We start from the raw sequence: 25,688 nt of genomic DNA on the forward strand, positions 1-25,688 counted from the left end.
CCTGGTGCGTGTTTGTCCCCGAGGGGAGGGGTCAGGTGTATCCGAACCTGCGCAGGACCGGGCCGAGTTCCTGTTCAATATAGGCCAGATGTTCCGGTTCAAGCTCCGCCTCCCACTGGCCGGATTTGCCACTGCGCACATGGGATTTCTGCGAGATGGCGCCGCTGGATTTTCCGCTGCGGCTTGAGGCTTCGAAAAGGCGCATCAGATCCACGGCCAGCTCAAGTTCCTCGTCCACAAACCCGAGATGCCGGAAAATGTCGCCGTAGATCCCGTCCTTGCCTGGCTGCATCAGGGATTCGTAGGAGACCTCGAGCATGTCGGGGTCCTCCATGTTCCAGTTTTCCAGGGTCTCGCGGTAGTAAAAGATGAAATGGTCTATCTCGAGAAACAGCCCTTCGGTTTTGCTGAGGCTGTTGAGCTTGTCCTGGTAGCTCCGGCCATTGTCATCGAGACGGTGCACCCATTCCTCATGGGTCCATTTGTGATAGTGGTATCCTGACACGATCATGTCGCGCGGATCCCGCATGACATGGACGCCCCGGTATTTCGGCAGTTTCGACAGATCCTGTTTGCCCTGCATGGACAGAAACATTCGGGCCCTGTTCGAAGGCAAAACGCCTCCCTGCAACCGCTCAAAGGGAATGTTGAGGGCAAAGGCCAGGGATTTCTGGACCGCATGGAAATAGGTGGTCATCGCCTTGTGATGGGTGGCCACGAAAATCAGGTCCGGTTTCTGCAGAACTTTGCTTTTGCCAAACGTGGTTCGTGCCCGCATGGCCAGCATGCGCCGGGCGATGTTCCAGAACTTTGGATTTCCCGTCAGTCCCCGGTTCTTCTTCCAAAAGGTCTGCGCACGCTGCAGCGGCCCCACCTCTTTCGGCGGCTCCGCAGGAGGATTGAAACCGGCGGGTGTTTTAACCGGTTTTCGTACGGGTGGTGTGGTCATGGATCAGGACATTCCTGCCGTGTGTGGTTGCGGGCACGGACAATCAGATGGGGCAGGAGTTTGCCGCAGCGCCAGTAGCGGGGACCAAGGCGCCGGGGTTCCTGGCAAAACCGCCAGAACCATTCCATACCGGTGCGCTGGAAAATCCCTGGTGCGCGTTTGGCCGTGCCGGCAATAAAGTCAATTCCCGCTCCGACGCTTATGACGCCCATATGCGGTGCGGCGGAGGAGAGACGGCTGGCGAGAATTTCCTGACGCGGGGCGCCCAGGGCCAGCAGACACAGACCCGCTCCGCTTTCGATGACCTTTTGGATGACCTCATCCGCCTCCTGCCCTTTCGGGTCGAACGGATAGGACGGGGCTATTTTGATGGCGGTTTTCAGTTCGGGAAATTTCGCATGCAGTTCCGCATCCGCCGCATCGAGAACCTCCATGGTTGCGCCGATAAATCCGATCGGCGTGCCCTGTTTTGCCGCAATTTCGACGCAGGGTATGATCAGGTCCGATCCGGTTACCCGTTCGACATCGGGGTTCAGTCTGCGGGCCATCCAGGCAATGGGATGACCATCGGCGGTGATGTGGCTGTGCCGGGCATAGGCCGTTCGGAAATCCCCGGGCTCCTCCAGAAGGACGGCATGGTCGAGGTTCAGAGTGGCGATGGAAAACCCCTGGTTTGCCGGGAGGCGTTCGGAAATCAGGTCGAGAACCGAGGCCCTGGTGGGCAGGTTGATTCTCAGGTGTTCTCCCAGGTGAAGCCAGGGCAGTTCAGTACTGCGCATCAGCATGAACCCCGTTCCCGGTTGATCCGGCCGGGGCTTTGGTTGGCGGAAAAACGGCTGAACCGGAGCCGTGCCGGCTGGCGGACGCATCCCGCGCGTTCCGATAAGAATACACCAGCCTGGGTCTGCATGTCCGCGTCTCCACCACCCTCAAATCAATCCCCGTTTCCAGGGTACAACCCGTAATCCCGTCGCGTCCCATTATACCGGGATTCCGGTGCGATATGTCATGTACATTACATACAGGGGTAATCGGAGTAAAAGGTGTTCTTCCGGTAAATTTGCCCCTGGCCAAACGCCGGGAGGAAATCCACCCGCTCCCGGAAGCAGTGTCCGGGGCGGGTGGCTGATCCGGTGTTACAGACCCGTCTGGAAGGTCTTTCCGATTGTGAAGAATACCCGGTGACTGTCCGCGTCAAAGTCGGGATCATCCTCGGTTTCGGCCCGGTAGCGGTAGCCGAGTTCGGCGGTAACCGTTTCCGTGAGGTTATGGATGTACCTGGCGGTCACGGAGGTGGTCAGGGTGTCCGGGTCATCCTCGTCATCCACGTCGTCACGGTTGGTCACGGCAAAATCGATGCCATAGCCGGAGACCGTGTTGAAGTCCTGCTCAAGACCGATGCTGATGCCGGAGACACGGATCTCGTTACCGTCGGTGGTCGCCCCGGTATAGCGGTTGAACACACGGCCCCTCAGAACCCCCCGCGCCAGATCGTAATTGGCGTTGAGGTTGAAGCTCAGCCGGGGATCCGGGGCTGCCGTGGTGTAACGGGCATCGCCTATGAGGGTGAGATCATCGGTCAGATAGCGGATATCGCCGCGCACGGTCGGACCCTGATCGTCCTGGTCGTTGTCGTCGTTGACTTCGTCACGCTGCCTGTCCGCATAGCCGACCCCGCCACGCAGACGCAGGTTTTCATCGGGCTCATAGACGATGCCGGCGTCAATTTCGGAAATGGTGATTTCCGTTTCCCCATCGTTGTCAGCCTCGTAACGGTAGTGTTCCGCGGCAAGAATACTGGAGAACACGGGCGTTACCTGCAGTGTCCAGGTGCCGGTGAACTGGTTTGTGCGGCGGGGTGTAAGGTTGTCGTCGTCATCGTCATCAGAATAGCTGATATCGGTGCCAACCCAGCGCAGCCCGTACGTGCTCGGCGAATCCGTAGCCAACTCCACGCCGAGTTCTCCGTCCAGGCGGTGCTCGCGCGTATCATCCTCGTTACGGATGACCGCCGGATCATCCTCTGACCCAATCTGGTCGAAAGAATCGAAATCGATGAAATCCGTGCGGCGCTGACGGTAGGAGAGCAGCGTGTCAAAATTTGCTCTTGGCCCCGTGAAATCGTAGTCCAGCAGTGCGCCGGTCGGTGAGCCCAGCGTGAACTCAAATTCCTCGTCAGCCTCGTCAAGCGCGCGCAGCGCGGTGTCAAAGCCCAGAATGAGGTCGTGGCTTTGGGTGTTCTGCTCAAGGATCAGGCCGAAGCGGGTGTCCCCGAGGTAGGTGGTGCCTGGGCTGTCCTCGTCAAGATTGTAGTTGCTGTCGGCCTCGATGCTCTGGGACACCGTGGCCGTCAGTATCGAGGAGCCGGGCTGCTGGGCAAGCGCGGCCTGCCGGGCCGCCCGGGCCTGCGCGGCGGCGGCCTGCCGTTCGGCCTGGGCCGCCCTGGCTTGGGCAAGCTCCTGGGCGTTGGCGGCCTCAACGGGTGTGATCTGGGTTACGGGCGCTGCCGTCTGGGCAGCCGCGGCCCAGGCCGCGGTGCTGCCCGTCAGGGTCAGAATCGCCAGGGTGGAGGCACGTCCCATGAAAGGGTTCCTCACTCAAACAGGCGGCGTTCGGGAACGATGATCACGTCGCCTTCGCGCAGGGTGATCATCGACTGGATCGAACCGCCGCGCTCAACCGCATGGTAGTTGAAGAGGTACAGTTTTTCCTGACCCGTCGCGCTGTCGGTCCGGCGCAGCTGGATGCGCTTTGTCGCCGCGAAGCGGGCGGGGCCGCCGGCGAGTGAAATGGCCTGAAGCAGGGTGGTTCCACCCTCGATTTCCTGAACGCCAGGCGCGTTGACCTCACCCAGGATGTAGACCGGGAACGTCTCGTCCTCCTCGTCCACGGAAACAACGGAGACAAAAACGCTGGGACGCACGGCGAAGTTGGATGCCAGTTTGTCGGCAATGCTGCGCTCCACGGACTCAACGGTGTTGCCCGCAGCCTGGACGGAACCGGCCAGCGGCACGGAAACGCGGCCATCGGGCAGAACCAGTGTCTGCCGGTTCAGGGTGTCGTCCTCAAGAACGGTAATGGCCAGAATGTCGCCGGACTGGATCCGGTATCCGGCACTCTGGGCCAGAGCCAGGGGTGCCAGCAGCACCGTAAAAAGAAGTGTGTACAGAATATGTCGCATCGAACCGCCTCATATGGTCGTTTGGGCCTTTAAACACCCAAGAAGGGTATGAGGAAAGTTAAAAGACCTGGAACGCGGTTCCCGCAGGGTGTTTGCCCGTGCGATCATGGTTATTCTGCAACAGACGGCGACAAAATTGTCCCGCCCGCCCCGCTTCGGGACGGGTATCACGATCTTTTGTCCGGTCCTTTCCGGAATTCCGGCCCGAGCGGTCATTGCCGCCATTTCCAATTCCCGGCTTTTGCAGTGAATATGCCGGTGTCTCCCGCGAAGTGGCGAATAGTTGCACAACCGGCACGGCTGGTTAACCGTTTGTTAACTGCACGGTTCAGTTTTTCCGCGGGGTGATGCAGTATTTGACGGATATGCCCGAAATATGGGCATGGGGGCAGTTATCCATAGATCACGGGCCGGAGGCCCCATGGAATGTTTTGGAGGGAAAACGTGAGTTTTAACGGGGTAGTAGAGGCGGGGACCTCAAAGAATGATACTCTTGAGGGCACCAACAAACGCGACAGTCTCAGGGGCCGCGATGGAAGTGATGTGCTTCTCGGGAATGGCGGTGCTGATCGTCTGGATGGCGGCAACGGGAATGACACGCTCGACGGGGGCAATGGCGATGACCTGATCATTCCGGGTCTCAGCTTTGGTCGCGGGGACGTGATTGTCGGCAGCAAAGGGGATGATGAGATTGACCTGTCTGATGGTGGCTCAGCCTACCGGATCGACTATTCTGAAAATTCGGAGGGAATTGACGCCAACCTGAAGGCCGAATCCGGCACCATCGACAAGGGCGATGATGGCGAGGACAGGGTCACCGGGCTTACGGCCGTGAGTGGCGCCGGAGGTCTGACCATTATTGGCAGCGCCCATGACGACAGACTAAAGGCCGCTCTGGATGCGGAAAGTTTCGTGCGGTTCACCGGCGGCGCCGGCAATGACAAATTCTATGGCAAGGGCCGGAATGTTCAGGTCGAGTTTGTCGAAAACGGGGACACCGGGGTTTCCGTCGAGGTCACGCGCTACAAGGACGGGTTCATGACCGGCAAGGCCACGGACGCGTTTGGTGATACGGACAGGTTTTACGTGGTCAACGAGCTTCGGGGCACCGATGCGGATGACCAGTTCCAGGGAGCCGTTGGCAAGGACCGTTTTGTGACCGGTGAGGGCAATGACATTGTCGATGGTGGAGGCGGGATTGACCAGGTTCGCTACAATCATGCCGGCGTTGAAAGCGTGGACATCGACCTCAGAAAGGAAACCGCCACCATTGAGATGACGGGGGCCACCTACACCGACACGCTGGTCAGCGTCGAAAACATCAGCGGCTCCAACGCCGGCGATGACGACATTCGCGGTGGTGATGAGAACAACCGGTTTTTCGCCTATGCGGGCGAGGATCTGCTGCGCGGCGGCGACGGCAATGACGAGATGTATGGCGGCGACGGGAAGGACACCCTGAAGGGTGGAGACAACCGCGACGACCTCTACGGTGAAGGCGGCAAGGACGAGCTTGACGGCGGCAAGGGCAGGGACCGTCTTTATGGCGGAAACAGCAAGGATACCCTGTCCGGCGGTGCCGGTGACGACACGCTGGAAGGTGGCTCGGGCGATGACGTCTTCGAGTTTGGCAAAAAGGACGAGGGTACCGATCTTATCGTTGATTTTGAGGATGGTGATGACCTCATCGAAATCAGCAGCGGTGCCAATGAGTTCTCCGACCTCAAAATCAGAAGCAATGACGGTGACGCGAAGGTCATGTTCGGGGATGTTGTCATCGTTCTCGAGGACATAAAGAAATCGGCCCTGACCGACGACGACTTCTTCTTCACCTGATTTTTCGTCAGGCAGCATTTCGCTCCAAATGAAAATACGCCCAGGCGGCGTCTCCTTCCCGGGAGGCGCCGTTTTCTTTTGGTCTTTGGGCCAGGGGCGTGAGGGCGAATTCGGGGCAGGAATATTTACGGTTATTTATTCCCGGTCACCTAGTCTCAATGCAGGGGAAGGAATTCTTTCTGATGGAATGACCGGGGTTTTGGTGGGGTAAACTGTCATGTTGGAGCGGATAATCTATGTCAGCCGTGTCGCGGCCGGTGTTGAGCTTGCGGATGTCATGGGGATTTTAAAGGCGGCGCGGGAGCGCAACGCGTCAGAGGACATTTCCGGGGGACTTGTTTTTCACGATGGCTGGTTCGTGCAGGTGCTCGAGGGGCCGCAGGCCGTGGTCGAGGCGGCTTTCGCACGGATTGCGCGGGATCCGCGGCATGTGGATCTGGTGCTGCGCTCGCGCGAGCGCGCGCTCTGCCGGCTGTTCGCGGGACAGAGCATGGGATTTCGCACCGGCACCGGGCTCAATCCGGATGTTTTGCGGGAATTTGACTACCGGCACGGGTTTTCCGTCGAGGAGTTCCCCGCGGATGACCTGCTGGAATTCATGGTGCACATCTGCTGGCCCGAGCGTTCCTGCGTGAATGTGCACCGGCCGGCGATGGTCTCACCCGATGCCGGTCGTCAGGAGCATGACGGGCGGATTGCCCGCCAGATGTAATGTGGTTGGGCGGGGATGGTACCGCCTGTTTTTCGGCCCGGTCAGCCGTGTTTGTCGCCGCTGGCCAACGCCCGGAATTCCTCGTTGCGCTCAATCAGCTCATCATAGGTGCCCGAACCGATGACCTGGCCGTTCTGAAGCATGAGGATCACGTTACAGTCCCGCACCGTGGTCAGGCGGTGGGCAATCATGATGATGGTTTTTGCCTGCCCGAGGTTGTGAACCGCGTCCATTACCGCCCGCTCCGTCAGGTTGTCGAGGGCTGAGGTGGCCTCGTCAAGGATCAGAACGTCGGGATCGTGATAAAGTGCGCGTGCGATGCCAATGCGCTGTCTCTGGCCGCCGGACAGGCGCACGCCGCGCTCCCCGACCATGGTGTCATAGCCCTGGGGCATGCTTTCCATGACAAAATCATGCAGTTCCGCGATTTTGGCGGCTTTCAGCATGGCCTCCTCGTCGATCTGGTCGGCGGGCACGCCAAAGGCGATATTGCCGCGCACGCTTTCATCGGTGAGGAAAATCTGCTGTGGCACGTAGCCGATCGATCTCTGCCAGGACCTGCGGTTCTCTTTGGTAACCGGCACACCGTCGACGCTGAACTCGCCGGACTGGGGCGACAGAAGGCCGAGTATCAGGTCTACGGCGGTGGTCTTGCCCGCACCCGTGCCGCCGACAATACCCACGGTGGTATTGGCCTTTATCAGCATGGACATGCCGTTCAGCGCCGCGCGATCCGCCTGCGGGTAGGCGTAATGCACGTCCCGAAGCTCGAGTTCCTGGCGCAGGGGCAGGGCCGGGGGAGGCGGGCCCGCATGACGCTCATCGAGATTCTGGCGGCCCTCGATATAGTCTTTGTAGAGGCTCTCGAGCGTGGGGCGGTTGAAGCGCAGGCCCGAGGCCTGACGGAAGACCTGCTGCAGGGCGGGGAACAGGCGCAGACCCGCAAAGGCGTAGACACCCAGAAGCGGCAGAAGCTGCTGCAGCCCGCCATCGCCGGAAATCAGCATGAAGATGATCAGAAGCAGCATGCCGCCAAAGGCGATGCCTTCAAGGATGTAGCGGGGGCTTTCGCCCAGAACCACGTCGCTCGCGATGGCGCCGGCCATACGGTAGGCGGGCTTGCGGAACCGCATGATATAGGGCTCCTCAAGCCCCATCAGCTTGACCTCCTTGGCCCCGCCAAGGGCTTCCTGGGCGATCTGAAAGCGCTCGCCATTGGCGATCAGGCGTTCCTTGCCGCGCCGGGAGATGTATTTGCGCAGACCGACAAAAATCAGCACATAACTGCCCATGATCAGTCCCGCCGCGGCCATGGCGACCGTCGGATTGACCACCACGACCAGTCCGATCAGGAAAACAACCACGACCAGATTGGCCAGCAGCCGCATGGCCGGAAGCATGACGGTCTGGGCCATGCGGTCAATCTCCGACAGCAGGGATTTGCCAAGGTCGGCGCTGTTTCGGTTAAGAAACCAGGTGTAGGGCTGGTGGAGATACCCGCTCAGAAGCCGGGTGCTAAGGGCCGCACAGCGCATGAAACTGAAACGGGCCATGGCGTAGAGCGTCAAAATCTTGACCCCAAGATTGAGCACGACCACCGTGAACACACAGATACCGATGGTCAGCAGAAAGCTCTGGTGGTTTTCGAAGCCCAGGGTCGTGTAGGCCATTGAGAGATACGGGTTCGTATCGATCGCCGACGGATCCGACAGGATCGCGAGAAATGGCAGGATCGAGGCCACCCCGACGGTCTCCATCAGGGCCGAGAACACGATAAGCCCCATCAGCAGAAAGAAAATACGCCGCTCGGACGAGGTAAAGAGAGCGATCAGCATTTTATAGATCTGGAGCATTTTATTTCGCTTACTGCCGTTGTTTCAACGTTTTACACATCCGGGACCTGGGAGGCGTCCCATCTCACAAGCAAACCCTTCGCACCTGCGAAAACATGCCCGGTCCGGGATACTCCGCGGCTGCGGAAGCTGTCAATGTCGGCCCCCGCCATAGCGCCCGGTGGCGCCACGGATCCGGGGTCGTACCGTTTTTGCCGCAGGTCCGGGAAGGGGGGATGACGCGGGTGGCGGTCCTCCGCGGACGGGAGATGAGGGCTCCCGGACTTCGGGCGCCTTCTCAGGCTCCGGCTGCTGCCGACGCAGGGGCACGTTTTCCCTGCGCGGCACGTAGATCCAGGCCCCGGCCCCAAGATAGGCCATGACCATGACATTGGCCGCGCCCCACAGATGCACCGTTGTCAGGGTGAAAATCAGTCCGGCGACGGCGATGAAATGTCCGGAACGGTAATCCGCAACCGTGTCATCAAGGCCTTTGGCCCACATGACCATGCCAAGATGGGTCAAAATGGCGGCGATCAGGAAGAGCAGCGTTGGGATGCCATACGCGACCGCGGTGGAGAGCCAGAAATTGTCGATGCTGCCGGTATGCCACCAGGGCAGATCAATATCCCCGCCCTTGCCGGCTCCGAAAACCGGATTGTCCCACAGGGAGTTGAGGGCGTATTCAAACGTCATCAGGCGGTAATCGGCCGTGGCGGGCACGAGCGTCAGGTTGGAGACGAGGAAGTCCACCGCCCCGTTTGGCGTGATCAGTTCAAGGACCATGAACACGCTGAGGCCGCAGCCCGCCAGCACCATCCATTTGCTTTTCAGTTTTGGCACGATGCGGTCCCAGCCCATCATGATGGACTGGATCAGCATGGCCAGAATAGGGGCCGAGGACAGGGAGGAAAAGGTGGTGAAGAAACAGGTCCCCATCCAGAAGATCCGTTTCGGGATCTGGTCCCGGAAGATGTAGAAGGCGTTGGCAAAGCCAAGGGAGCAGAAAAGACCGTACAGGATCGGGTGCTCAAACGAGACCTGGGCGCGGTGAAAGCCAAGGCGGGGCGGGTGTTCCGACTGACCGAAGGGCATCAGGGCCATGCCGGTGATTTTGCTGACCAGGTTGAGTTTTGTGACCATCTCGACCAGCGCAAACGGTGCCATAAACAAAAGACCGTAGAAAAAGCACTGAAAGAATGTCCGGTAATCCAGCTGTCCGCGCACCAGCACCCTGCCGAACAGATAGCCGCAGATGGCCTCCACAGCCGCGATGATGACGGCATCAATCCGCCCGAAGCCCTCATGATAGAGAACCGACATGGCCAGTGAGAGCACGTAAAGCAGGATCAGCGTGTCGACGGTGGTCATGCGCCCGGCCGTGCCCCGGATGAACTGCCAGCACAGTGGAACGAAGGCAGCGAGCAGAAGCGCGCGGTACGGGGTCAGACGCGCGCCGCCGAGGAAAAAGGACCCAGGGATCAGCAGACAGACGATAAACAGGACAAAAAGCCATTTTTTGGCGCCGATTTTATCCTCTTCGGTCTCATCAGGTGTGGCGGGGGCATGCCTCGACCGGCGCTCCAGGGGCTGCCTTCGCCCATCCGGCACCCGGGTTGAAAATGTTGCCGATCGTTCAGTCATTCCTGCCGCATTCAACCTTTACCCTGGAACCGAAGCACACATGCGCGGAGTGCGGTGATTTCCCCCGATACAGGGTTCTTATGAAAGTTGCATCAATATTTCACGCGGTTTCCGGGGTCGTGATGCCCCGCGTACCCTTTACCCTTTCTTAAAGACCCACGGCAATCCTGGCGCGAAATGGTCATGCCTTTGTGAGGGCGTGCCTGCCCACGGGGCGGTGAGGAGGGGCCGTCATGCGCAAAATCGTGGCTTCAGGGCTGCACCGTTGCCTGCTGCGACCTCAAATTCAACGCACATGCAACACATCGCCACGACAGGGCCTGGCCGCGCATTGCTCCCTGTAATGCGCCGTTCAAAGCGTTTATGAGCGGGTGCAGGAAATCCCGTCCTTCAGGAGTGCCGTATGGACAGAAAGGTTTTGCTTGTCTCGAACCACAATGCGGTCACGCGACCGTGGAACGGTGTGCCTTATGAGTTCCTGAATGTCATTGCCGGGATCGAGGACGCGACCATTGTGGCTCCACCACCTCTGCGGAGGGATCTTGGCCTGAATTATTCCGCCATGGAGTTTCTGCGCAATGCGGGGGGCGAGCTTGCCGATCAGGCCCGCCGGGCGGTCCGGGGCAAATTTCCCGGGGTCATGCAGCCCGTCACCATCGATCAGGATTACGACGTCTGCTTTTTCATGTGCCAGTTCTCGAAAAATCTCGGGGACATGGAGCAGGTGAAAAACTGGCGGGCGCGCTCAAAACTGGCGGTGGCCTTCGTGCTGGAAACCTGGTCTTCCCAGTTTGCGCGCCGCAAGGCCGATCTCGCCATTCTCAATGAGTTCGATCATGTGTTCGTTCTCAACGCCTCCTCGATCCCCGAGCTGAAGAAATACGTCACCGCCCCGGTCTCCTTTCTGGCCACGGGGGCGGATGCCCTGGCTTCCTGTCCCCATCCCGCCAATGCGCCCCGTGTGGTCGATATTCTGAGCATGGGACGGCGGCGCCCGGAGGTGCATGAGGCGGCGCTGAAACTGGTTCGGGACCGGGATATTTTCTATATCCACGACATCTGGGGCAACATCACGGCCCGTGACTGGGGCGAGATCCGGGCGGCCAATGCCGACATGACGCGGCGCTGCAAATATTATGTGGCCTGGGATCCCGTGACCGTCAGCCCGATCAAAAACGACGTGATTGGAAATGAGCGGGCCATTTCCACCCGGTATTTCGAGGGCGCGGCCGGCGGGGCGATCATGATTGGATCGCGGGCGGGCTGCGAGGAGTTCGACGCCCTGTTCGACTGGCCCGACGCGGTGGTCGAGATCGACCCGGAGGGCGGGGATCTCGCCGCGGTTCTGGAGGCTCTTGATGCCGACACGGAACGCGCGGAGGCCGCCCGCCGCAACAACGTTCTCAACAGTTTGCGCCGCCATGACTGGGCTTTCCGCTGGGAACGGATCCTTGAAACCCTTGGTCTGGAAACAACCGCGGCACATCGGGCACGGGTCGCGGAAATGGCGCGGCTCGCAGGTGAGATAGATGTGGCTGATGCGTCGTGAAACGCGTATAGGGTAACGGGCATTTAATCTTATGGAGCGATCCGGGGCGGATCGCTGCCTGATATGTCGGCCATGTATGAAGAGGTGTTTTTGTGAAAGCAGTTATTTTTGCCGGTGGATATGGCACCCGTATCAGCGAGGAAACGGTTACCCTTCCCAAGCCGCTTGTCGAGATCGGCGGCATGCCGATGCTCTGGCACATCATGAAGATCTATTCGGCTCACGGAATAAACGACTTCATCATCTGCTGTGGCTACAAGGGCCACATGATCAAGAAATACTTTCTGGATTTCTTCCATCACTCCAATGACATGACCATCGATCTGAGCGACAACTCGATCGAGGTGCGCCGTTCGGCCTCCGAGCCCTGGAAGGTGACGCTCGCCGATACCGGACTTGAGACCATGACCGGCGGACGGCTTGCCCGTGTGCGCGACTATATCGGGGATGAGACCTTTTGCCTGACCTATGGCGACGGCGTCACCGATCTCGATATCACCAAAACCATCGAATATCACCGCGAACAGGGCAAACTGGCCACCGTGACGGCGGTGCAGCAGCCAGGACGCTTCGGCGCGCTCGACCTCTCCCCGGACAAGACCCGCATTCAGGGCTTCCGCGAGAAAAGCATGTCCGACGGTCACCTCATCAATGGCGGTTACTTCGTCTGTGAGCCGGGCGTAATCGACTACGTGATCGACGACACCACCGTCTGGGAGGAGGAGCCGCTCAAGGGGCTCGTGGCCGACGATCAGCTGGCCGTCTATCACTATCCCGGTTTCTGGCAGAACATGGACACCCTGCGTGACAAGCACGTGCTGCAGAAAATGTGGGATGGCGGCAAGGCGCCGTGGAAGATCTGGTAACGGGTCTTTTTTCGGCGAAGTGTTATGCGGATCACGGAAACCGGGCACCCCAGGGGCGTAGGGCTCCGTTAACGGGACAGCCGGACACGACAAAAGTATAGAGTTCACAGGTAACAGGAAAACTGACAATGCGCGTATTTCTCACCGGTGCTGACGGATATATCGGCGCGATCATGGGGCCGAAACTGCTTGAGGCCGGGCATGAGGTTCTGGGCATCGATACCGGCTACTACCGCCGCGGCTGGCTGTTTGATGACCACAAAACGCATCCGCAGGTGGTCTCGAAGGATCAGCGGCAAATTCAGCCCTCCGATCTTGAGGGCTTTGACGCGGTGGTGCATCTGGCCGAGCTGTCCAACGATCCGATCGGGGAAAACGATCCCGACCTGACCATGGACGTCAACCACCGGGGCTCGACCAATCTTGCCCGCATGGCCCGTGATGCCGGTGTGAAGCGGTTTATCCAGGCCTCCTCCTGCTCGACCTATGGCGCGGGTGGTGACGAGATGCGCACCGAGACCAGTGAGCTTGCGCCGCAGACGGCCTATGCCCGCTGCAAGATCCTCGTCGAGGAAAGCGTGCGGGACATGATGGACGACAATTTTACGCCCGTCTTCATGCGGAACGCCACCGCCTATGGCGCAAGCCCCCGTCAGCGGTTTGACCTCGTGCTCAACAACCTCTGCGGTTTCGCCCATACCATCGGGGAAATCCGCATGACCTCCGACGGCTCGCCTTGGCGGCCGATCACCCATATCGAAGACATCTGCGAGGCCATGCTCTGCGCGCTGAAGGCGCCACGGGACGCGGTCGCGGGCGAGGCGTTTAACGTGGGCGCGGACAGTGAAAACTACCGCATTCGCGAGATCGCCGAGATCGTGGCCAAAACCTTCCCGGGCTGTGAGCTGACCATTGGCGAGAGCGGCGGGGATACCCGGTCCTACCGTGTTTCCTTCGCCAAGATCCGCGAGCACATGCCGGAGTTCAAAACCTCCTGGACGGCCGAGCGCGGCGCGCGTCAGCTTAAGACCGTGTTCGACCGCATCGGCCTGACGAAGGAGATGTTCGAGACGCCGCCCTACACCCGCCTGCGCGAGCTGGCCTATCTTCAGGACAGCGGCCAGATCGACAACAAACTGTTCTGGCGCGAGACGCCCGCGGTTTAAGGCGGAGAGCCAAAAAAGCGGGGACCGGCGGCAAACCGGTCCCCGCTTTTTTTTGTGTGCGGTTCTCAGACTGCGGAACCGACAACCCGTCCGACCCTGAATTCCACGGCCGCCTTTCCACGAAGGGCGACGGGGTCGGGCATGGGCTCACGGGACATTCTTTCAAAAATTCCCGCGGCCTGAACCGGGCTGCGGCAGATCATGACCTGACCGGGGTCACGGGCGTCGATGCTGTCGGCGGGAACCTCGTGTTCCATAAAGTCGTCCTCCCACTCGAGATCATCCCGGTGGATGATGAACAGAACGGAGTTTTCGCGGCTTTCCAGCCAGGCCGAGACCCCGTTACGGCGGATGCGGGGGGAGTCGTCCCGCTCGTGACAGTAAAAGGCGGATCCGGGCACGTGTGAGATCACGTACATTGCCGCCGCAAGGATGTTTTTGAACTGTGCGGGATCAACATCATGGGCGAGGTTGGCCAGGTGCTGGCGCTGTGTTTCGATGAAATGGTCACAGGTCATCCGTTCGACGAGAGAGGTGTCGTGCTTCATGATTGTTCCAACAGAAATTCAGTCCGTAACGGTTCTGCCGCCACGCTACAGGTTAACAACAGGGATGTAGTTCTTACCCACCGTCTTCGATTAACAATCCGTACATACAAATGAACAATTCATGAAGACGTAAAAAAACAAAAATATAATTCAAACTTTATTACGAATGCGCGGAATCCGTTTTGTTCCGGGAGCCGTTGGTGGCTCCCGGAGACCGGTTTTAGACGAACAGAACGTCGAATTCGCCGGTGAACACAAGATCCGCCTCCGGATCGATCTCAAAGGTAAACACATCCAGATTGCCCGGTGCGTTGTAGACCTTCATGGCGAAGTCGATGCCCTCGGCCGTCAGTGTCGCACTGTCGTTGCTTTCGAATTTTGAGGTCTCAAGACCGGTAAACTCAAAACCATCCGCCTGGACATCCCCCTCAAAGGTCGCGCCCCTGTCGCGGCTGGTGGCGGTGACGGTCACAAGGCTGCCGTCGCGCTCCACGGTCAGAAGACCCGGATACTGAGGGTCCACCGGATCAACGGGATCAACCGGGTCGACAGGGTCCACCGGATCCACCGGGTCGGCGGGTCCGTCCACGAAATCCACGTCGAACGCGCCGCTGACATCGAGGGTTGCGGACGGATCCACCTCAAAGGTGAACACGTCCATGTTCCCGGGCGCGTTGTAGACCTTCATGGTGAAATCGATGCCGTTTTCCGTCAGCGTGACGCTGTCATTGCTCTCGAATTTCGAGCTCTGCAGGTTGCTGATGGCATGCCCGTCCGCGGAGAGTGTGCCCACAAAGGTGGCACCCTGATCGCGGCTTGTGGCCGTGACCGTGACGAGGCTGCCCTCCCGTTCAATGGTCAGAAGACCGGGATACTGCGGATCGACCGGATCAACGGGGTCCACCGGGTCGACAGGATCAACCGGGTCTACCGGATCGACAGGGTCGGTTGGGCCGTTCACGAACTCCACATCGAACGCGCCGCTCACATCCAGGGTCGCGGAGGGGTCCACCTCAAAGGTGAACACGTCCATGTTCCCGGGCGCGTTGTAGACCTTCATGGTGAAGTCGATGCCGCCCGCCGTCAGCGTGACGCTGTCATTGCTCTCGAATTTCGAGCTCTGCAGGTTGGTGATGGCATGCCCGTTCGCGGTGAGGGTGCCCTCGAACGTGGCCCCGCCCTCACGGCTGGTGGCGGTGACGGTCACGAGACTGCCGTCGCGCTCGATGGTCAAAAGGCCGGGATACTGCGGGTCCACCGGGTCCACGGGGTCGACCGGATCAACAGGGTCGACAGGGTCGACGGGATCCACCGGGTCGGCGGGTCCGCCCACGAAATCCACGTCGAACGCGCCGCTCACATCCAGAGTCGCGGACGGATCCACGTCGAAGGTGAACACGTCCATGTTTCCGGGGGCGTTGTAGACCTTCATGGTGAAGTCGATGCCGCCCGCCGTCAGCGCAACCCGGTCATTGCTCTCGAATTTGGAACTCTGCAGGTTGGAGATGGTGTGACCGTCCGCGGTCAGGGTGCCCTCAAACGTGGCCCCGCCCTCACGGCTGGTGGCGGTGACGGTCACAAGGCTGCCGTCGCGCTCGATGGTCAGAAGGCCGGGATACTGCGGGTTCACCGGGTCCACGGGGTCGACCGGATCAACAGGATCAACCGGGTCGACAGGGTTCCCGGAGCCCGTCCTGTCCTCGGCAAGCGTCAGGCGCTGATTGGCGGCGACGGCGCCGATGGACTGTTCATGGCCGTCGGCCCAGATGATCCGTACGTCAGCGGAGCCATGGCTGCCCAGACCGAAATGCAGGCGCGTGTCATCCTGGGCCCAGCGGTGTGCGCCGCTGTCCTGCTCAAGCATCTGCTCCCGGCCATCGGGCGTGCGGACAATCACCCGCGCGCCAAGACCGTCCCGTTCCGACACGCTGCCGGCGAGTGCCAGGCTCAGCCAGTTGTTCGCGTTGGCATTTCCTTCCAGCAGGACGTACTGGCCGGCATTTTCCTCCGACAGCGCGCCCTCACCGGTCGAGATCACCAGATCCAGAACCCCGTCATTGTTGACATCGCCCGAGACGATGCTCTGACCCTCGCCTGGAATGCCGGTATCCGTGATTTTCTGGGCCGTGAACTGACCGGAGCCGTTATTGACCCACATGACGATCTCAAGGCCGTCGGTTCTTTCCAGAGCGGCAATGTCCTGGTCGCCATCATTGTCGAAATCCCCAACCGTCGCGCCGATTGTACTGGTCGTGATGGCGGTGAGGCCCGCCGCGGAGGCCTTGTTGTCCCATGAGCCATCGGCGTTCCGGACAAGCAGTTTGTTGGCCAGCGGCCCGGGCTGGCCCACGAAAACCTCGGGCGTCAGATCGCCGTCAAAATCCGCAACCAGCAGGTCACTTACCCAGGAACTGCCACCCATGGAAACCGGTGCCGCCTGGAAACCGCTGCCCGTGCTTTCCTCAATACGGACCGAGGTGCCGTTGACGATGACCATGTCGGTCCGGGCGTCACCGTTCAGACGGGCGCCAATGGCAAAGTTGTCGCCGCTTCGGGTGTCAATGGCTGACGAGATCCCATATCCGCCGCTGCCATTCGGCTCCATCAGAACGCTGGGATAACTGCCATCATCCCGCGCGATGCTGCCCAGGAAGACGGATACCTCGCCGTCCATCTCCACGGGAACCATGATCCTTCCCCGGGCCGGGCCGTAGTCGAGACCAAGCTGCTCCGCCAGGTTGGTGGCGGAAATTGTCCCGTTTGTGTTGAGATGCACCTTGTTCCAGAATTCGCTGTTCGAGGCATCCACCGGACCGCCCTGGCGGCCGCCAACGGATTCAAGCAGATCCAGATCGCCGTCCTGGTCGATGTCGAAGAAAACCGCGCCATGCTCATCGCCTGTCAGGTCGAGCGTGACATAGCGGGCGTTCTGGGTGCCGATCCCGTAGCCGATTTCGGACGGGTTCACCAGGTGGTGGTTGACGAAAAGGTCCAGAAACCCGTCAAGATCCACATCCGCCAGGGCGATGCCCCAGGTCGTGCCGTGATAGATGTCCTCATCGTGATCATGATCGTCATGATCGAGACCCGCATCCGCGGAAAACGCCAGCCTGTGGCTGACGTCGGAAAAGCTGATACTCAAATCCCCAACCCCTGTAGTAACTCTGTAATACCTGCCATCCGGGTAAAAACATCCCGGAGGCACCCCTGGGGCAAATATTACAGCAGCGGCAGGGCCTTATCCATCATATTTCCGACAAATTTTCGAAAATGGTTACTAAAATGTAATGCCAGTTTATTTTACGAATTGATTAAACAACTTTGGCGATTTTAATAAATATCAAATAAAATAAAAAGGGCGCAACCTGATCTGTTGCGCCCTGACAGCCTGAAAAACGACAGTTCTGTTATCGATACGTCGCAGGACGTGTTAGATTTCAATACCCCTGTCGATATCCGCATCCGGCCAGGAGGCGTCCTTGTCGGAGATGGTCGAGACGGGCAGGGGCCATTCAATGTTGAAGGCGGGATCGTTCCAGCGCAGACCGCCCTCGACGCCGGGCGTGTAGGGGTGGGAGACCTGGTAGGTGACGTGGGTGTTGTCCTCCAGCGTCTGGAATCCGTGGGCGAATCCCACCGGCACGTAGAGCGTGCGCGCGTTTTCCGCGGTCAGCTCAAACCCCTCCCATTTGAGATATGTGGGGGAGTTTGGCCGCAGGTCGATGATCACGTCCACGATCGCGCCCTGAACCACCCGGACAAGCTTGACCTCGCCATGGGGGGCCTTCTGGTAATGCATGCCGCGCAGCGTGCCTTTTGAGACGTTGAAGGAGTGGTTTGCCTGGGGGTATTCCGTGACCAGCCCTTCGCGGCCAAAGGTTTCCGCGCAGAAGGTGCGGGCAAAAAAGCCACGGGAATCCTCAAACTTCGAGAGATCGATAAGCACCGCATCCGCAAGGCTTGTTTTACTGAATTTCATACTCTTACTCCTGTATCAGGTAAGCGATTCGAGCCCCGGGCCCCGTTTGGGCGTGATATGGCCTGCAGGTTCTGTCAGATGAAAGGATAAAATATCATGATCATAGTCGACTCCGCACTCGCAAAACATGCGGAAGAGGGCAAGCCCCCCATCCGGGTCGGCATGATCGGAGCCGGTTTCATGGCGGCCGGCGTGCTGCTTCAGATCAACACCGCCTTTGCCGGACAGATGCAGGTCACCGCCATTGCCAACCGCACCCCGGAAAAGGCCGTAAAGGCCTATGCCGACGCGGGACAGGATGACGCCGTGATCTGTGACAGTGAGGCGGCCCTGTCAAAGGCCATTGAGGCGGGCCATGCGGCCGTGACCACGGATCCCATGCTGGTGGCGACCTCCCCCCATGTGGACGTGTTCCTGGAAGTGACCGGTGCGGTGGATGACGCGCTGCCGCTGGTTCTGGCCGCCATTGACCATGGCAAGCACATCGTTCTGATGAATGCCGAGCTTGACGGCACGGTCGGGCCGCTCCTGAAGGCAAAAGCCGATGCGGCGGGCGTGGTCTACACCAATGTGGACGGCGACCAGCCCGGCGTGGAGCAGAACCTCTACCGGTTCGTGAAGGGTATCGGCGTGCGTCCCGTCCTTTGCGGCAACATCAAGGGTCTGCAGGATCCCTACCGCACCCCCACGACCCAGGCCGGTTTCGCCAAACAGTGGGGCCAGAAACCCTCCATGGTGACTTCCTTTGCCGATGGCACCAAGATCAGTTTCGAGCAGGCCATCGTCGCCAACGCCACCGGCATGACCGTGGCCAAACGCGGTATGCATGGCTTCACGGTTGATGGCGGCACGCCCATTACCGAAGCCGCCAAACTTTATGACCCCGAGGAGCTGATGGCCGGCCCCGGTATCGTCGATTACGTGGTTGGCGCGGCTCCTGGGCCAGGTGTCTTTGTTCTGGGCACCATCGAGCATCCGCGCCAGAAGCATTATCTCAACCTCTACAAGCTGGGCGAGGGGCCGCTCTACTGTTTCTACACCCCCTATCACCTCTGCCATTTCGAGGTGCCCGCCACCATCGCCCGCGCGGCCCTGTTTGGGGACGCGGCCATCGCACCCATTGCCGGCCCCCTGGTCGAGGTCATCTCGATGGCCAAGAAGGATCTCAGCGCGGGCGAGGAGATTGACGAGCTGGGCGGGTACACGGTTTACGGCGAGGCGGAAACCGCGGCCATCACGGCATCGGAAAATCTCCTGCCCATCGGTGTGGCGGTTGGCGCGAAACTCAAACGCGCGGTGCCCAAGGACCAGGCGCTGACCTATGATGACGTGGAACTTCCCGAAGGCCGCCTGATCGACCGTCTGCGCATTGAACAGGCAAAAATGTTTTCCTGACGGCACGGCCATGTGACACCGGCAAATCAGCGGGGCGGGGCATTGAGCTCCGCCCTTTTTTATCCGGGGTTTTCAGGCCGTTGAAGGAAATCATACGAATTTCCGCTCAACCGTCATGGAACCTGCGGAACAATGTGATAGTGTTGGGATTGTAAGCCAGCAGTCAGTACGCCATGCCGGTTCCACGGATATTTCCCGTGGAATTTAGTCCGGTCGCGGGCCTCCCCGTTTCGCATCCGGTCGTCGGTCATGGTTCCGGTAACCGGTTTGAGGGGGAGTGTCACATGGAACCTACAGCCACTTTTTTTGTAACCACGGCCCGGTCCGGGACCCAGTGGCTCGCCCAGGCCCTGGTTGCGAACTGCCCGGACGGGGCCCGCATTGAGCATGAGCCGGTGGGATACCTTTACGCACCGCGCAAAACCCTGCGCGATCCGGAGGCCCTGCGCGCCCTTCCGGTCGATCCCCGCATCGAGGATCATTTCACGTCGGTTTCCCGCACCCTGGCCGGGGGCCGGCCGTATGTGGAAACCGGTTTTCCCGCCTTTGCGCTTTACCCGTTGCTGAAGGAGCGCTTTGGGGAGGCCCTGCGCATCGTTCATCTGGTGCGCGAGCCCGTGCGGGTGGCGGCTTCGCTCACCACCCATGGCTGGTACGTGCCAGGCCGCCGAAGCGATATTGAGGAGAGCGTGGCCCTGACCCCGTCGGATCCCGGTTTCACCCTGACAAAATACGCCGCCGCCTGGCCGGACATGCCTCCTTTCGAGAAGTGCCTGTTCTTCTGGTATGAGGTTCACCGGTACGGGCTGGAGCTTGAGGAGACCGTCGCACCCGATCGTTTCGCCCGCTTTCGTCTGCGGGGTCTGACCACGGATCCCGGCGAAATGGCGCGACTGCTGCATTTTACCGGTCTGTCGGTACGGAGCGACCTGAGGAAGATGCAGGATAAAAAGGTCGACCGCTACAGCGCGAAATCGTCCGAGAGGATCGACTGGAAGGCAATCGGCAAATACCCCGAAATCCTCGCGCTTGCGGAACGGTTCGGCTATTCGCTGGACGAGCTCGATCCCCGGACCCTGGCCTCGCGCTACCAGCGCAGCAGGCTGCGCGCCTTTGCCGGTGCCGTCAAACGCAGGCTTGTCGCGGCGCACTGAGCCGCATTTTAAGGCTTTTCCCATTTCCTTCCGTCACAGCCCAGGGGATACAGAACGCGGACAGATACGGGAGCGTGCAATGGACAGGGTTGATGCGGTTGTGGTCGGTGCGGGCGTGGTCGGGCTGGCGGCGGCGCGGCAGCTTGCCCTGGCGGGCCATGAGGTCGTGGTGCTTGAGCGCGAGGGGCTGATTGGCAGCCACACAAGCTCACGCAATTCCGAGGTGATCCATGCCGGGATCTACTATCCAAAAGGCTCCGCCAAGGCGGCACTCTGCGTGCGCGGCAAGGAAATGCTCTATGAGTACTGCCGCAGCCGCCATGTCCCCCACAGCCGCCTTGGCAAGATCATTGTCGCAACCGATGAAAGCCAGATCGAACAGCTCGAGGGCGTGCGCGAAAAGGCCGCCGCCAATGGCGTGGTGGATCTGGAGTTTCTCGACCAGGCCCGGCTGGGGGAAATGGAGCCCGCCCTGCGCGGGGTGGCGGGGTATCTCTCGCCCTCCACGGGCATTGTCGACAGCCACGGACTGATGCTCAGCCTGCAGGGGGAGATCGAGGATCATGGTGGCATGATCGCCTTCCACACGGGCTTCCGGCGCGCGGTGCCCCTGGCCGACGGATTCGAGGTTGTCACTAAAAGCGACGGGGAGGAGATGCGGCTTGCCACCGGCATCCTGATCAATGCGGCCGGGCTCTATGCCGGTGAGGTCTCCGACGCAATCGAGGGGCTGGCCCCGGAACACCGCCGCACCGTTCACTACTGCAAGGGCAACTATTTTTCTGTAGGCGGCCGGGTGCCGTTTTCGCATCTGATCTATCCTGTGCCGGAACGGGACGGGCTTGGCGTGCATCTGACCCTCGACCTGCAGGGGCAGGCCCGGTTTGGGCCGGACACCGAATGGGTGGAGGTCATCGATTACAGCCTCACCCCCGCCCGGGCCGACAGTTTTTATGACGCGGTGCGCCGCTACTGGCCGGAACTGAAGGACGGCTCCCTTACGCCCACCTATACCGGGATGCGGCCAAAACTGTTCCCCGAGGGCGGCGCGTTCACGGATTTCACCATCGAGGGGCCGGAAACCCACGGATTACCGGGCCTGGTGAACCTGTTTGGCATCGAAAGTCCTGGGCTGACCTCATCCCTCGCCATCGCCGATGCGCTGGGGTCGCGCCTCGGCCTGCGCCAGGCCGCGTGAAGCTGTTCCCCCCGGGGTGGACGGAAAGGGCAGCAGGATCTCGAGACGGGTTCCCTGGTCGGGTCCGTCGACCCTTGAATAAATGCTCAGGGCGCCCTGGGACTGCGTGATAAATCCCCAGGCCATGGACAGCCCCAGGCCGGAGCCCTCGCCAACCTTCTTCGTGGTGACAAAGGGCTCCGTGATCCGGGGCAGGAGGTCTGCCGGAATGCCATGGCCCGTATCACTGACGGTGATGCGGCAGTACCGTCCCGCGCGAAGGCGGACCTCATCGGTCCTTTTCCAGGGTTTGGCGAAAACCGTCTCCGTGACGGAAATGTCGAGCCGCCCCCCCTCGGGCATGGCATTGATGGCGTTGATAACGAGGTTCAGCAGGGCGCTTTCCAGCTTTGCCCGGTCAATCAGCAGGCCAGGCAGTTCCGGTGAAACGCTCCAGGTAAACGCGATGCTGTCGGGCACCAGGCGCTCCACGAACCCCGCGAAACTGTCGATAAAGGCGTCGGGCCGCACGGCTTCCTTCTGCAGGTTCGACCTGCGCGAAAACGCCAGCAGTTCCGAGGTTACCCTGGCCGCGGAGGCCGCCGCCGCGCGGGTTTCATCCAGGGCACGTTTCCGCTCAGCAGGGTCCTCAAGCTCCCCGTAAAGCTCCAGATTGCCGATCATCACCGTAAGCAGGTTGTTGAAGTCATGGGCCACCCCGCCGGTAAGCCGCCCAATCGCCTCCATCTTCTGGGCCTGAAAATAGCGCTCCTCACTTTCCCGCAGCGCCCTGCGGGTGTTGAACTCATTAAAAACACACATGAAATAATACCCTGCCGTCGCCAGACTGCTGAGCATCGCGACGACGGCCCGGCTCCATGAGAAGGGTGTCTCAAGCGCCAGGATCAGCCCCATTGCAATCAGGATCAGCACCACCACGCCCGCCTGCAGAAACAGGATAAGCCGCAACCCGCCATGGCGTGTGATGTTGTAAAGCGCCAGTCCCGAAATACCGGCTGCGGCCGCGAACTGAAAAACCGGCTGCCCCAGGGAAAAATAGTAAAGCGGCAGCGCGACATACACGGCCAGTGGCAGCATATTGCCCGCCAGAACCAGGGCATAGCTCCCGTAACCCGCCGGGGCTTTCCGGGTTTTCAGGATCCAGCGGTAAACCGTATCGAGGCTTACGTAACTTACGCCCCAGATCAGCGGGACCGGATCGTGTGTGACAAACCAGAGCGCCACGGACATCAGCAGGACAAGAACCGTGCGCGCCAGTATCTCCGCCGGCCGGCTGAGATCGGCTTCCTGAATCTTCTGAATTTCCGACCAGCAGCCGGACGGATTTGAAAAGAGCCCGGGGATCATTCAGAACCACGCCCGCTTTGGTATCCCCGTAAACAACCACACTCATGCAGGCATATACAGACATAACCTGACCGTACGGAAATCCCGTTCCACCTCCGTGGCCAACCGGGAACAGTGTGAACGATACTTGAGATGCGTATTATGTGTTGTTGCTCAGACTGAATCTCGGTTTGAGGCGCGTTTCGTCGAGTTATTAACGAATTTTGTCCAAAAAAGCATGCAGGCCGGGTGACAAAAGTCCCCCAGCCTGCATATGTTGAAGTCGAGAAACCAACCACACAGATGGTTTCCAGTTACTTTGGTGGCTCTCTATCCTTGGCCGAGGTCCGGAGAGCGATCACCAAACTGGCAATCGACGCGGCTGACCCTAGAACGGTCAGCCCGTCTGCCACATAAACAAGCATTGCACTTATCATGTACTTTAAGCATCGGTTTTATCCGAACGTCTTCAAGTGGATTTTTGCTTTACTGTGGCAAAGACGACCGTTTCTGGCATACGAAGATGAAGATTCGCGCTTTAGCGGTGGCCGGCCTCTCTATCTAAAGCGTTCCGCCACACCAAACTTTTGTCGAAATTTAGGCTGTACGCTTTCTACATATAATCATCATTATGTTGAAAATTGGGTTCCGCCTCTTTTACCCCGTGCGCCACCGCGCCCTCAGGCGGCGGAGGATCACGCGGGCCGCGTTGCCGCCCACATGCGTGGCGGCGCGAAACCGGCCCAGTCCCGCGACCTCACGGTAGAGCGTCCAGTTGGCGGCCAGGGCGGCCGTCCGGCTTGAGGACAGGGAGCCGCCGCCCACCCGGTAATCGGCCAGAACCTCGGTGATCCCATGCGCCTCGGCTCCGGTTTCCAAAAGCCGGAGCCAGAGCCCGTAATCCTGGCGCCGGCGCAGAAGCGGCATCTCAACCCGCCCGAAATGAGCCGTATCATAAACGGCCGTCAGACAGCCGATCATGTTCTCGCGTAAAAGCATGGCATGTGTGACCTGTTCCGGAACCTGGACCCGGCCCAGCGGATTGCCCTTTGCATCCATGCGCCGGTAGGCGGAAAACACGAACCCGGCACCGGTGGTCTCCATATGGTCGAGCTGCACCGCCAGTTTCTCAGCCCGCCAGAGATCATCCGCATCGAGAAACGCGATGTACCGCCCCCGGGACGCCCGGATCCCCGCATTGCGCGCCTCGGCCGCCCCGCGGTTGTCCTTCCAGCCCAGCAGGTGAACGCGCGGATCCCTGTCAGCCAGCGCACGGGCCAGCTCCGCTGAGCCATCGTCCGAGCCGTCATCGATAAGGAACATTTCCCAGTCGGACATGGTCTGTGCCTGAACCGAGGCCACGGTCGCCTCAAGCGTCCGCACCGCGTTGTAGACCGGTGTTACCACCGAAACCCTGGGTGTGCTCATTGCTCGATCAGGAAGCTCTCGTGCCGGCGCAGAAGCCAGGTGCCGATCACAAAACTTCCCAGGGCAATTCCCAGCACATAGGTGAAGGAAATGTATTGCGGGTCATAGGCGCCAAACACGCCCGATCTGGTGCTGCCGGTCAGATGCACCAGGGGGTTGAACCACATGACCTGCTGAAAAGCCTGGGGCGCGTCCTCATAGATGTAGAGAATGGCCGAGACCAGAAACAGCGGCCGGGTCAGCATGGCCCAGATGTTTTTCCAGGTCGGGAAAAAACCGAACAGAACGCAGTTCAGGGTCCCGATCCCGGCGCCCAGCACGGCGGCAAAAAATATGCCCCGCACCACCACCAGCAGATCCAGATTGATATGCAGGCCCAGGCCCTGAACAATCCCCCACAGCAAAATCAGCGAAATAATGCCCTGGGTGATCAGATCGAGCAGAAACCGGGCCAGGACCGCATCAACAGCCGTGACCACGGGGTAACTCAGCAGCCCACGGTTGGAAGTGATCACCGAGGACACACCGTTGGACATCACGTTGAAGGTGCTGAAGGGCAGCATGCCGGTGGAGTAGAACAGGATGAAACTCGTCCCGAGCGGCGGGCTGCGCAGTGCGAGACTGAAAGCCACTGCCAGAAGCACAATGCCTCCCAGAGGCTGGGCGATGGCCCAGAAATAGCCGCCGACCGAACGGCCATAGGTCGAGGTCATTTCCCGCAGCATCAGGGCCGTGATCACCCGCAGGCGCTGGAAGCGCGGATGGCCCCTGAGGGGTGGGGAAGGCGATGCCGTCCGCATTGATCCAAAATTCCCCGTTTCATCCCGGGCCGCTGCCGGGGTTTGCTTTCATTTCCGCCCGGTTGTAAACCCGCGTTAAGTGAAATGACAAGTTTGCCGACGGGCCTGGGTTCATGCGGGATCCG

20 protein-coding genes are annotated in these 25,688 nt (G+C 60.1%); 8 read left to right on the forward strand and 12 right to left on the reverse strand.

The features are described 5' to 3' along the window. Nucleotides 1–31 precede the first annotated feature (31 nt). The 4 genes from ACP15P_RS18995 to ACP15P_RS19010 all read right to left on the reverse strand — a co-directional run bounded on the left by ACP15P_RS18995 (nucleotide 32) and on the right by ACP15P_RS19010 (nucleotide 4,130). Nucleotides 32–949 (reverse strand): sulfotransferase domain-containing protein, encoded by a 918-nt coding sequence (locus tag ACP15P_RS18995; RefSeq protein ID WP_424930058.1) that lies wholly within the window; start codon nucleotides 947–949, stop codon nucleotides 32–34. Beyond that, the gene (locus tag ACP15P_RS19000; RefSeq protein WP_424930059.1) at nucleotides 946–1,734 is read right to left on the reverse strand and encodes a WecB/TagA/CpsF family glycosyltransferase; all 789 of its coding nucleotides are present in this window, start codon (nucleotides 1,732–1,734) and stop codon (nucleotides 946–948) included. Before ACP15P_RS19000 ends, ACP15P_RS18995 begins: the two co-directional genes overlap by 4 nt. A gap of 351 nt (nucleotides 1,735–2,085) precedes the next feature. Further along, on the reverse strand, nucleotides 2,086–3,531 hold the full coding sequence (locus tag ACP15P_RS19005) for a hypothetical protein (RefSeq protein ID WP_424930060.1): 1,446 nt from the start codon (nucleotides 3,529–3,531) through the stop codon (nucleotides 2,086–2,088). An 11-nt stretch (nucleotides 3,532–3,542) separates the two neighbouring features. Next, nucleotides 3,543–4,130: a polysaccharide biosynthesis/export family protein gene (locus tag ACP15P_RS19010; RefSeq protein ID WP_424930061.1), complete on the reverse strand. Its 588-nt coding sequence runs from the start codon at nucleotides 4,128–4,130 to the stop codon at nucleotides 3,543–3,545. Between the two features lie 444 nt (nucleotides 4,131–4,574). Here ACP15P_RS19010 and ACP15P_RS19015 point away from each other — a divergent pair, with 444 nt between their 5' ends. Beyond that, on the forward strand, nucleotides 4,575–5,966 hold the full coding sequence (locus ACP15P_RS19015; RefSeq protein WP_424930062.1) for a calcium-binding protein: 1,392 nt from the start codon (nucleotides 4,575–4,577) through the stop codon (nucleotides 5,964–5,966). A 217-nt stretch (nucleotides 5,967–6,183) separates the two neighbouring features. Then, nucleotides 6,184–6,678 (forward strand): BLUF domain-containing protein, encoded by a 495-nt coding sequence (locus ACP15P_RS19020; RefSeq protein ID WP_424930063.1) that lies wholly within the window; start codon nucleotides 6,184–6,186, stop codon nucleotides 6,676–6,678. Between the two features lie 41 nt (nucleotides 6,679–6,719). On the opposite strand, the gene ACP15P_RS19025 is transcribed toward ACP15P_RS19020, so the two are convergent. Both ACP15P_RS19025 and ACP15P_RS19030 read right to left on the reverse strand, forming a co-directional pair. Beyond that, nucleotides 6,720–8,531, reverse strand: a complete 1,812-nt coding sequence (locus tag ACP15P_RS19025; protein ID WP_424930064.1) for an ABC transporter ATP-binding protein — start codon at nucleotides 8,529–8,531, stop codon at nucleotides 6,720–6,722. Between the two features lie 132 nt (nucleotides 8,532–8,663). Further along, nucleotides 8,664–10,154, reverse strand: a complete 1,491-nt coding sequence (locus ACP15P_RS19030) for an O-antigen ligase family protein (protein ID WP_424930065.1) — start codon at nucleotides 10,152–10,154, stop codon at nucleotides 8,664–8,666. Between the two features lie 403 nt (nucleotides 10,155–10,557). On the opposite strand from ACP15P_RS19030, the gene ACP15P_RS19035 reads away from it, so the two are divergent. From ACP15P_RS19035 to ACP15P_RS19045, 3 genes are all read left to right on the forward strand, one after another. Next, nucleotides 10,558–11,703, forward strand: a complete 1,146-nt coding sequence (locus ACP15P_RS19035; RefSeq protein WP_424930066.1) for a glycosyltransferase family protein — start codon at nucleotides 10,558–10,560, stop codon at nucleotides 11,701–11,703. A gap of 92 nt (nucleotides 11,704–11,795) precedes the next feature. Next, nucleotides 11,796–12,569: a glucose-1-phosphate cytidylyltransferase gene (gene rfbF, locus ACP15P_RS19040; RefSeq protein WP_424930067.1), complete on the forward strand. Its 774-nt coding sequence runs from the start codon at nucleotides 11,796–11,798 to the stop codon at nucleotides 12,567–12,569. A gap of 128 nt (nucleotides 12,570–12,697) precedes the next feature. After that, the gene (locus ACP15P_RS19045) at nucleotides 12,698–13,735 is read left to right on the forward strand and encodes an NAD-dependent epimerase/dehydratase family protein (protein WP_424930068.1); all 1,038 of its coding nucleotides are present in this window, start codon (nucleotides 12,698–12,700) and stop codon (nucleotides 13,733–13,735) included. Nucleotides 13,736–13,800: 65 nt separating this feature from the next. On the opposite strand, the gene ACP15P_RS19050 is transcribed toward ACP15P_RS19045, so the two are convergent. The 3 genes from ACP15P_RS19050 to rfbC all read right to left on the reverse strand — a co-directional run bounded on the left by ACP15P_RS19050 (nucleotide 13,801) and on the right by rfbC (nucleotide 18,262). Further along, the gene (locus ACP15P_RS19050; protein ID WP_424930069.1) at nucleotides 13,801–14,283 is read right to left on the reverse strand and encodes a hypothetical protein; all 483 of its coding nucleotides are present in this window, start codon (nucleotides 14,281–14,283) and stop codon (nucleotides 13,801–13,803) included. Between the two features lie 220 nt (nucleotides 14,284–14,503). Further along, a complete protein-coding gene (locus ACP15P_RS19055) occupies nucleotides 14,504–17,425 on the reverse strand; it encodes a CRTAC1 family protein (protein WP_424930070.1) in 2,922 nt (973 codons plus the stop codon). Nucleotides 17,426–17,713: 288 nt separating this feature from the next. Further along, complete coding sequence (rfbC, locus tag ACP15P_RS19060; protein WP_424930071.1) at nucleotides 17,714–18,262, reverse strand: dTDP-4-dehydrorhamnose 3,5-epimerase; 549 nt, start codon at nucleotides 18,260–18,262, stop codon at nucleotides 17,714–17,716. Nucleotides 18,263–18,358: 96 nt separating this feature from the next. Between rfbC and ACP15P_RS19065 the strand changes: the two genes are divergently transcribed. The 3 genes from ACP15P_RS19065 to ACP15P_RS19075 all read left to right on the forward strand — a co-directional run bounded on the left by ACP15P_RS19065 (nucleotide 18,359) and on the right by ACP15P_RS19075 (nucleotide 22,009). After that, nucleotides 18,359–19,657, forward strand: coding sequence for an NAD(P)H-dependent oxidoreductase (locus ACP15P_RS19065; RefSeq protein ID WP_424930072.1), 1,299 nt, complete (start codon nucleotides 18,359–18,361; stop codon nucleotides 19,655–19,657). A 284-nt stretch (nucleotides 19,658–19,941) separates the two neighbouring features. Further along, nucleotides 19,942–20,811 carry a hypothetical protein gene (locus ACP15P_RS19070; protein ID WP_424930073.1) on the forward strand — a complete coding sequence of 290 codons (870 nt, stop codon included), beginning with the start codon at nucleotides 19,942–19,944 and terminating at the stop codon, nucleotides 20,809–20,811. A gap of 79 nt (nucleotides 20,812–20,890) precedes the next feature. Continuing rightward, nucleotides 20,891–22,009 carry an NAD(P)/FAD-dependent oxidoreductase gene (locus ACP15P_RS19075; RefSeq protein WP_424930074.1) on the forward strand — a complete coding sequence of 373 codons (1,119 nt, stop codon included), beginning with the start codon at nucleotides 20,891–20,893 and terminating at the stop codon, nucleotides 22,007–22,009. On the opposite strand, the gene ACP15P_RS19080 is transcribed toward ACP15P_RS19075, so the two are convergent. The 3 genes from ACP15P_RS19080 to ACP15P_RS19090 form a co-directional block, all read right to left on the reverse strand. Next, complete coding sequence (locus ACP15P_RS19080) at nucleotides 21,950–23,356, reverse strand: ATP-binding protein (protein ID WP_424930075.1); 1,407 nt, start codon at nucleotides 23,354–23,356, stop codon at nucleotides 21,950–21,952. The genes ACP15P_RS19075 and ACP15P_RS19080 overlap by 60 nt on opposite strands. A 636-nt stretch (nucleotides 23,357–23,992) precedes the next feature. Continuing rightward, entirely contained in the window at nucleotides 23,993–24,763 is a 771-nt protein-coding gene (locus ACP15P_RS19085) for a glycosyltransferase family 2 protein (protein ID WP_424930076.1), read from the reverse strand. After that, on the reverse strand, nucleotides 24,760–25,563 hold the full coding sequence (locus ACP15P_RS19090; protein ID WP_424930077.1) for an ABC transporter permease: 804 nt from the start codon (nucleotides 25,561–25,563) through the stop codon (nucleotides 24,760–24,762). Before ACP15P_RS19090 ends, ACP15P_RS19085 begins: the two co-directional genes overlap by 4 nt. Nucleotides 25,564–25,688: the final 125 nt, after the last annotated feature.

The sequence above is a fragment of the Amaricoccus tamworthensis genome (assembly GCF_049800875.1).
GTDB lineage: Bacteria > Pseudomonadota > Alphaproteobacteria > Rhodobacterales > Rhodobacteraceae > Amaricoccus > Amaricoccus tamworthensis.

Bases quoted from the DNA above. Each gene is read 5' to 3' on its own strand.
- ACP15P_RS19000 (WP_424930059.1), bottom strand. From the start codon at position 1,734: ATGCTGATGCGCAGTACTGAACTGCCCTGGCTTCACCTGGGAGAACAC.
- ACP15P_RS19050 (WP_424930069.1), bottom strand. From the start codon at position 14,283: ATGAAGCACGACACCTCTCTCGTCGAACGGATGACCTGTGACCATTTC.
- rfbC (WP_424930071.1), bottom strand. From the start codon at position 18,262: ATGAAATTCAGTAAAACAAGCCTTGCGGATGCGGTGCTTATCGATCTC.
- ACP15P_RS19030 (WP_424930065.1), bottom strand. From the start codon at position 10,154: ATGACTGAACGATCGGCAACATTTTCAACCCGGGTGCCGGATGGGCGA.
- ACP15P_RS19065 (WP_424930072.1), top strand. From the start codon at position 18,359: ATGATCATAGTCGACTCCGCACTCGCAAAACATGCGGAAGAGGGCAAG.
- ACP15P_RS18995 (WP_424930058.1), bottom strand. From the start codon at position 949: ATGACCACACCACCCGTACGAAAACCGGTTAAAACACCCGCCGGTTTC.
- ACP15P_RS19035 (WP_424930066.1), top strand. From the start codon at position 10,558: ATGGACAGAAAGGTTTTGCTTGTCTCGAACCACAATGCGGTCACGCGA.
- ACP15P_RS19025 (WP_424930064.1), bottom strand. From the start codon at position 8,531: ATGCTCCAGATCTATAAAATGCTGATCGCTCTCTTTACCTCGTCCGAG.
- ACP15P_RS19010 (WP_424930061.1), bottom strand. From the start codon at position 4,130: ATGCGACATATTCTGTACACACTTCTTTTTACGGTGCTGCTGGCACCC.
- ACP15P_RS19045 (WP_424930068.1), top strand. From the start codon at position 12,698: ATGCGCGTATTTCTCACCGGTGCTGACGGATATATCGGCGCGATCATG.
- ACP15P_RS19070 (WP_424930073.1), top strand. From the start codon at position 19,942: ATGGAACCTACAGCCACTTTTTTTGTAACCACGGCCCGGTCCGGGACC.
- ACP15P_RS19085 (WP_424930076.1), bottom strand. From the start codon at position 24,763: ATGAGCACACCCAGGGTTTCGGTGGTAACACCGGTCTACAACGCGGTG.
- ACP15P_RS19080 (WP_424930075.1), bottom strand. From the start codon at position 23,356: ATGATCCCCGGGCTCTTTTCAAATCCGTCCGGCTGCTGGTCGGAAATT.
- ACP15P_RS19075 (WP_424930074.1), top strand. From the start codon at position 20,891: ATGGACAGGGTTGATGCGGTTGTGGTCGGTGCGGGCGTGGTCGGGCTG.
- ACP15P_RS19090 (WP_424930077.1), bottom strand. From the start codon at position 25,563: ATGCGGACGGCATCGCCTTCCCCACCCCTCAGGGGCCATCCGCGCTTC.
- ACP15P_RS19005 (WP_424930060.1), bottom strand. From the start codon at position 3,531: ATGGGACGTGCCTCCACCCTGGCGATTCTGACCCTGACGGGCAGCACC.
- ACP15P_RS19020 (WP_424930063.1), top strand. From the start codon at position 6,184: ATGTTGGAGCGGATAATCTATGTCAGCCGTGTCGCGGCCGGTGTTGAG.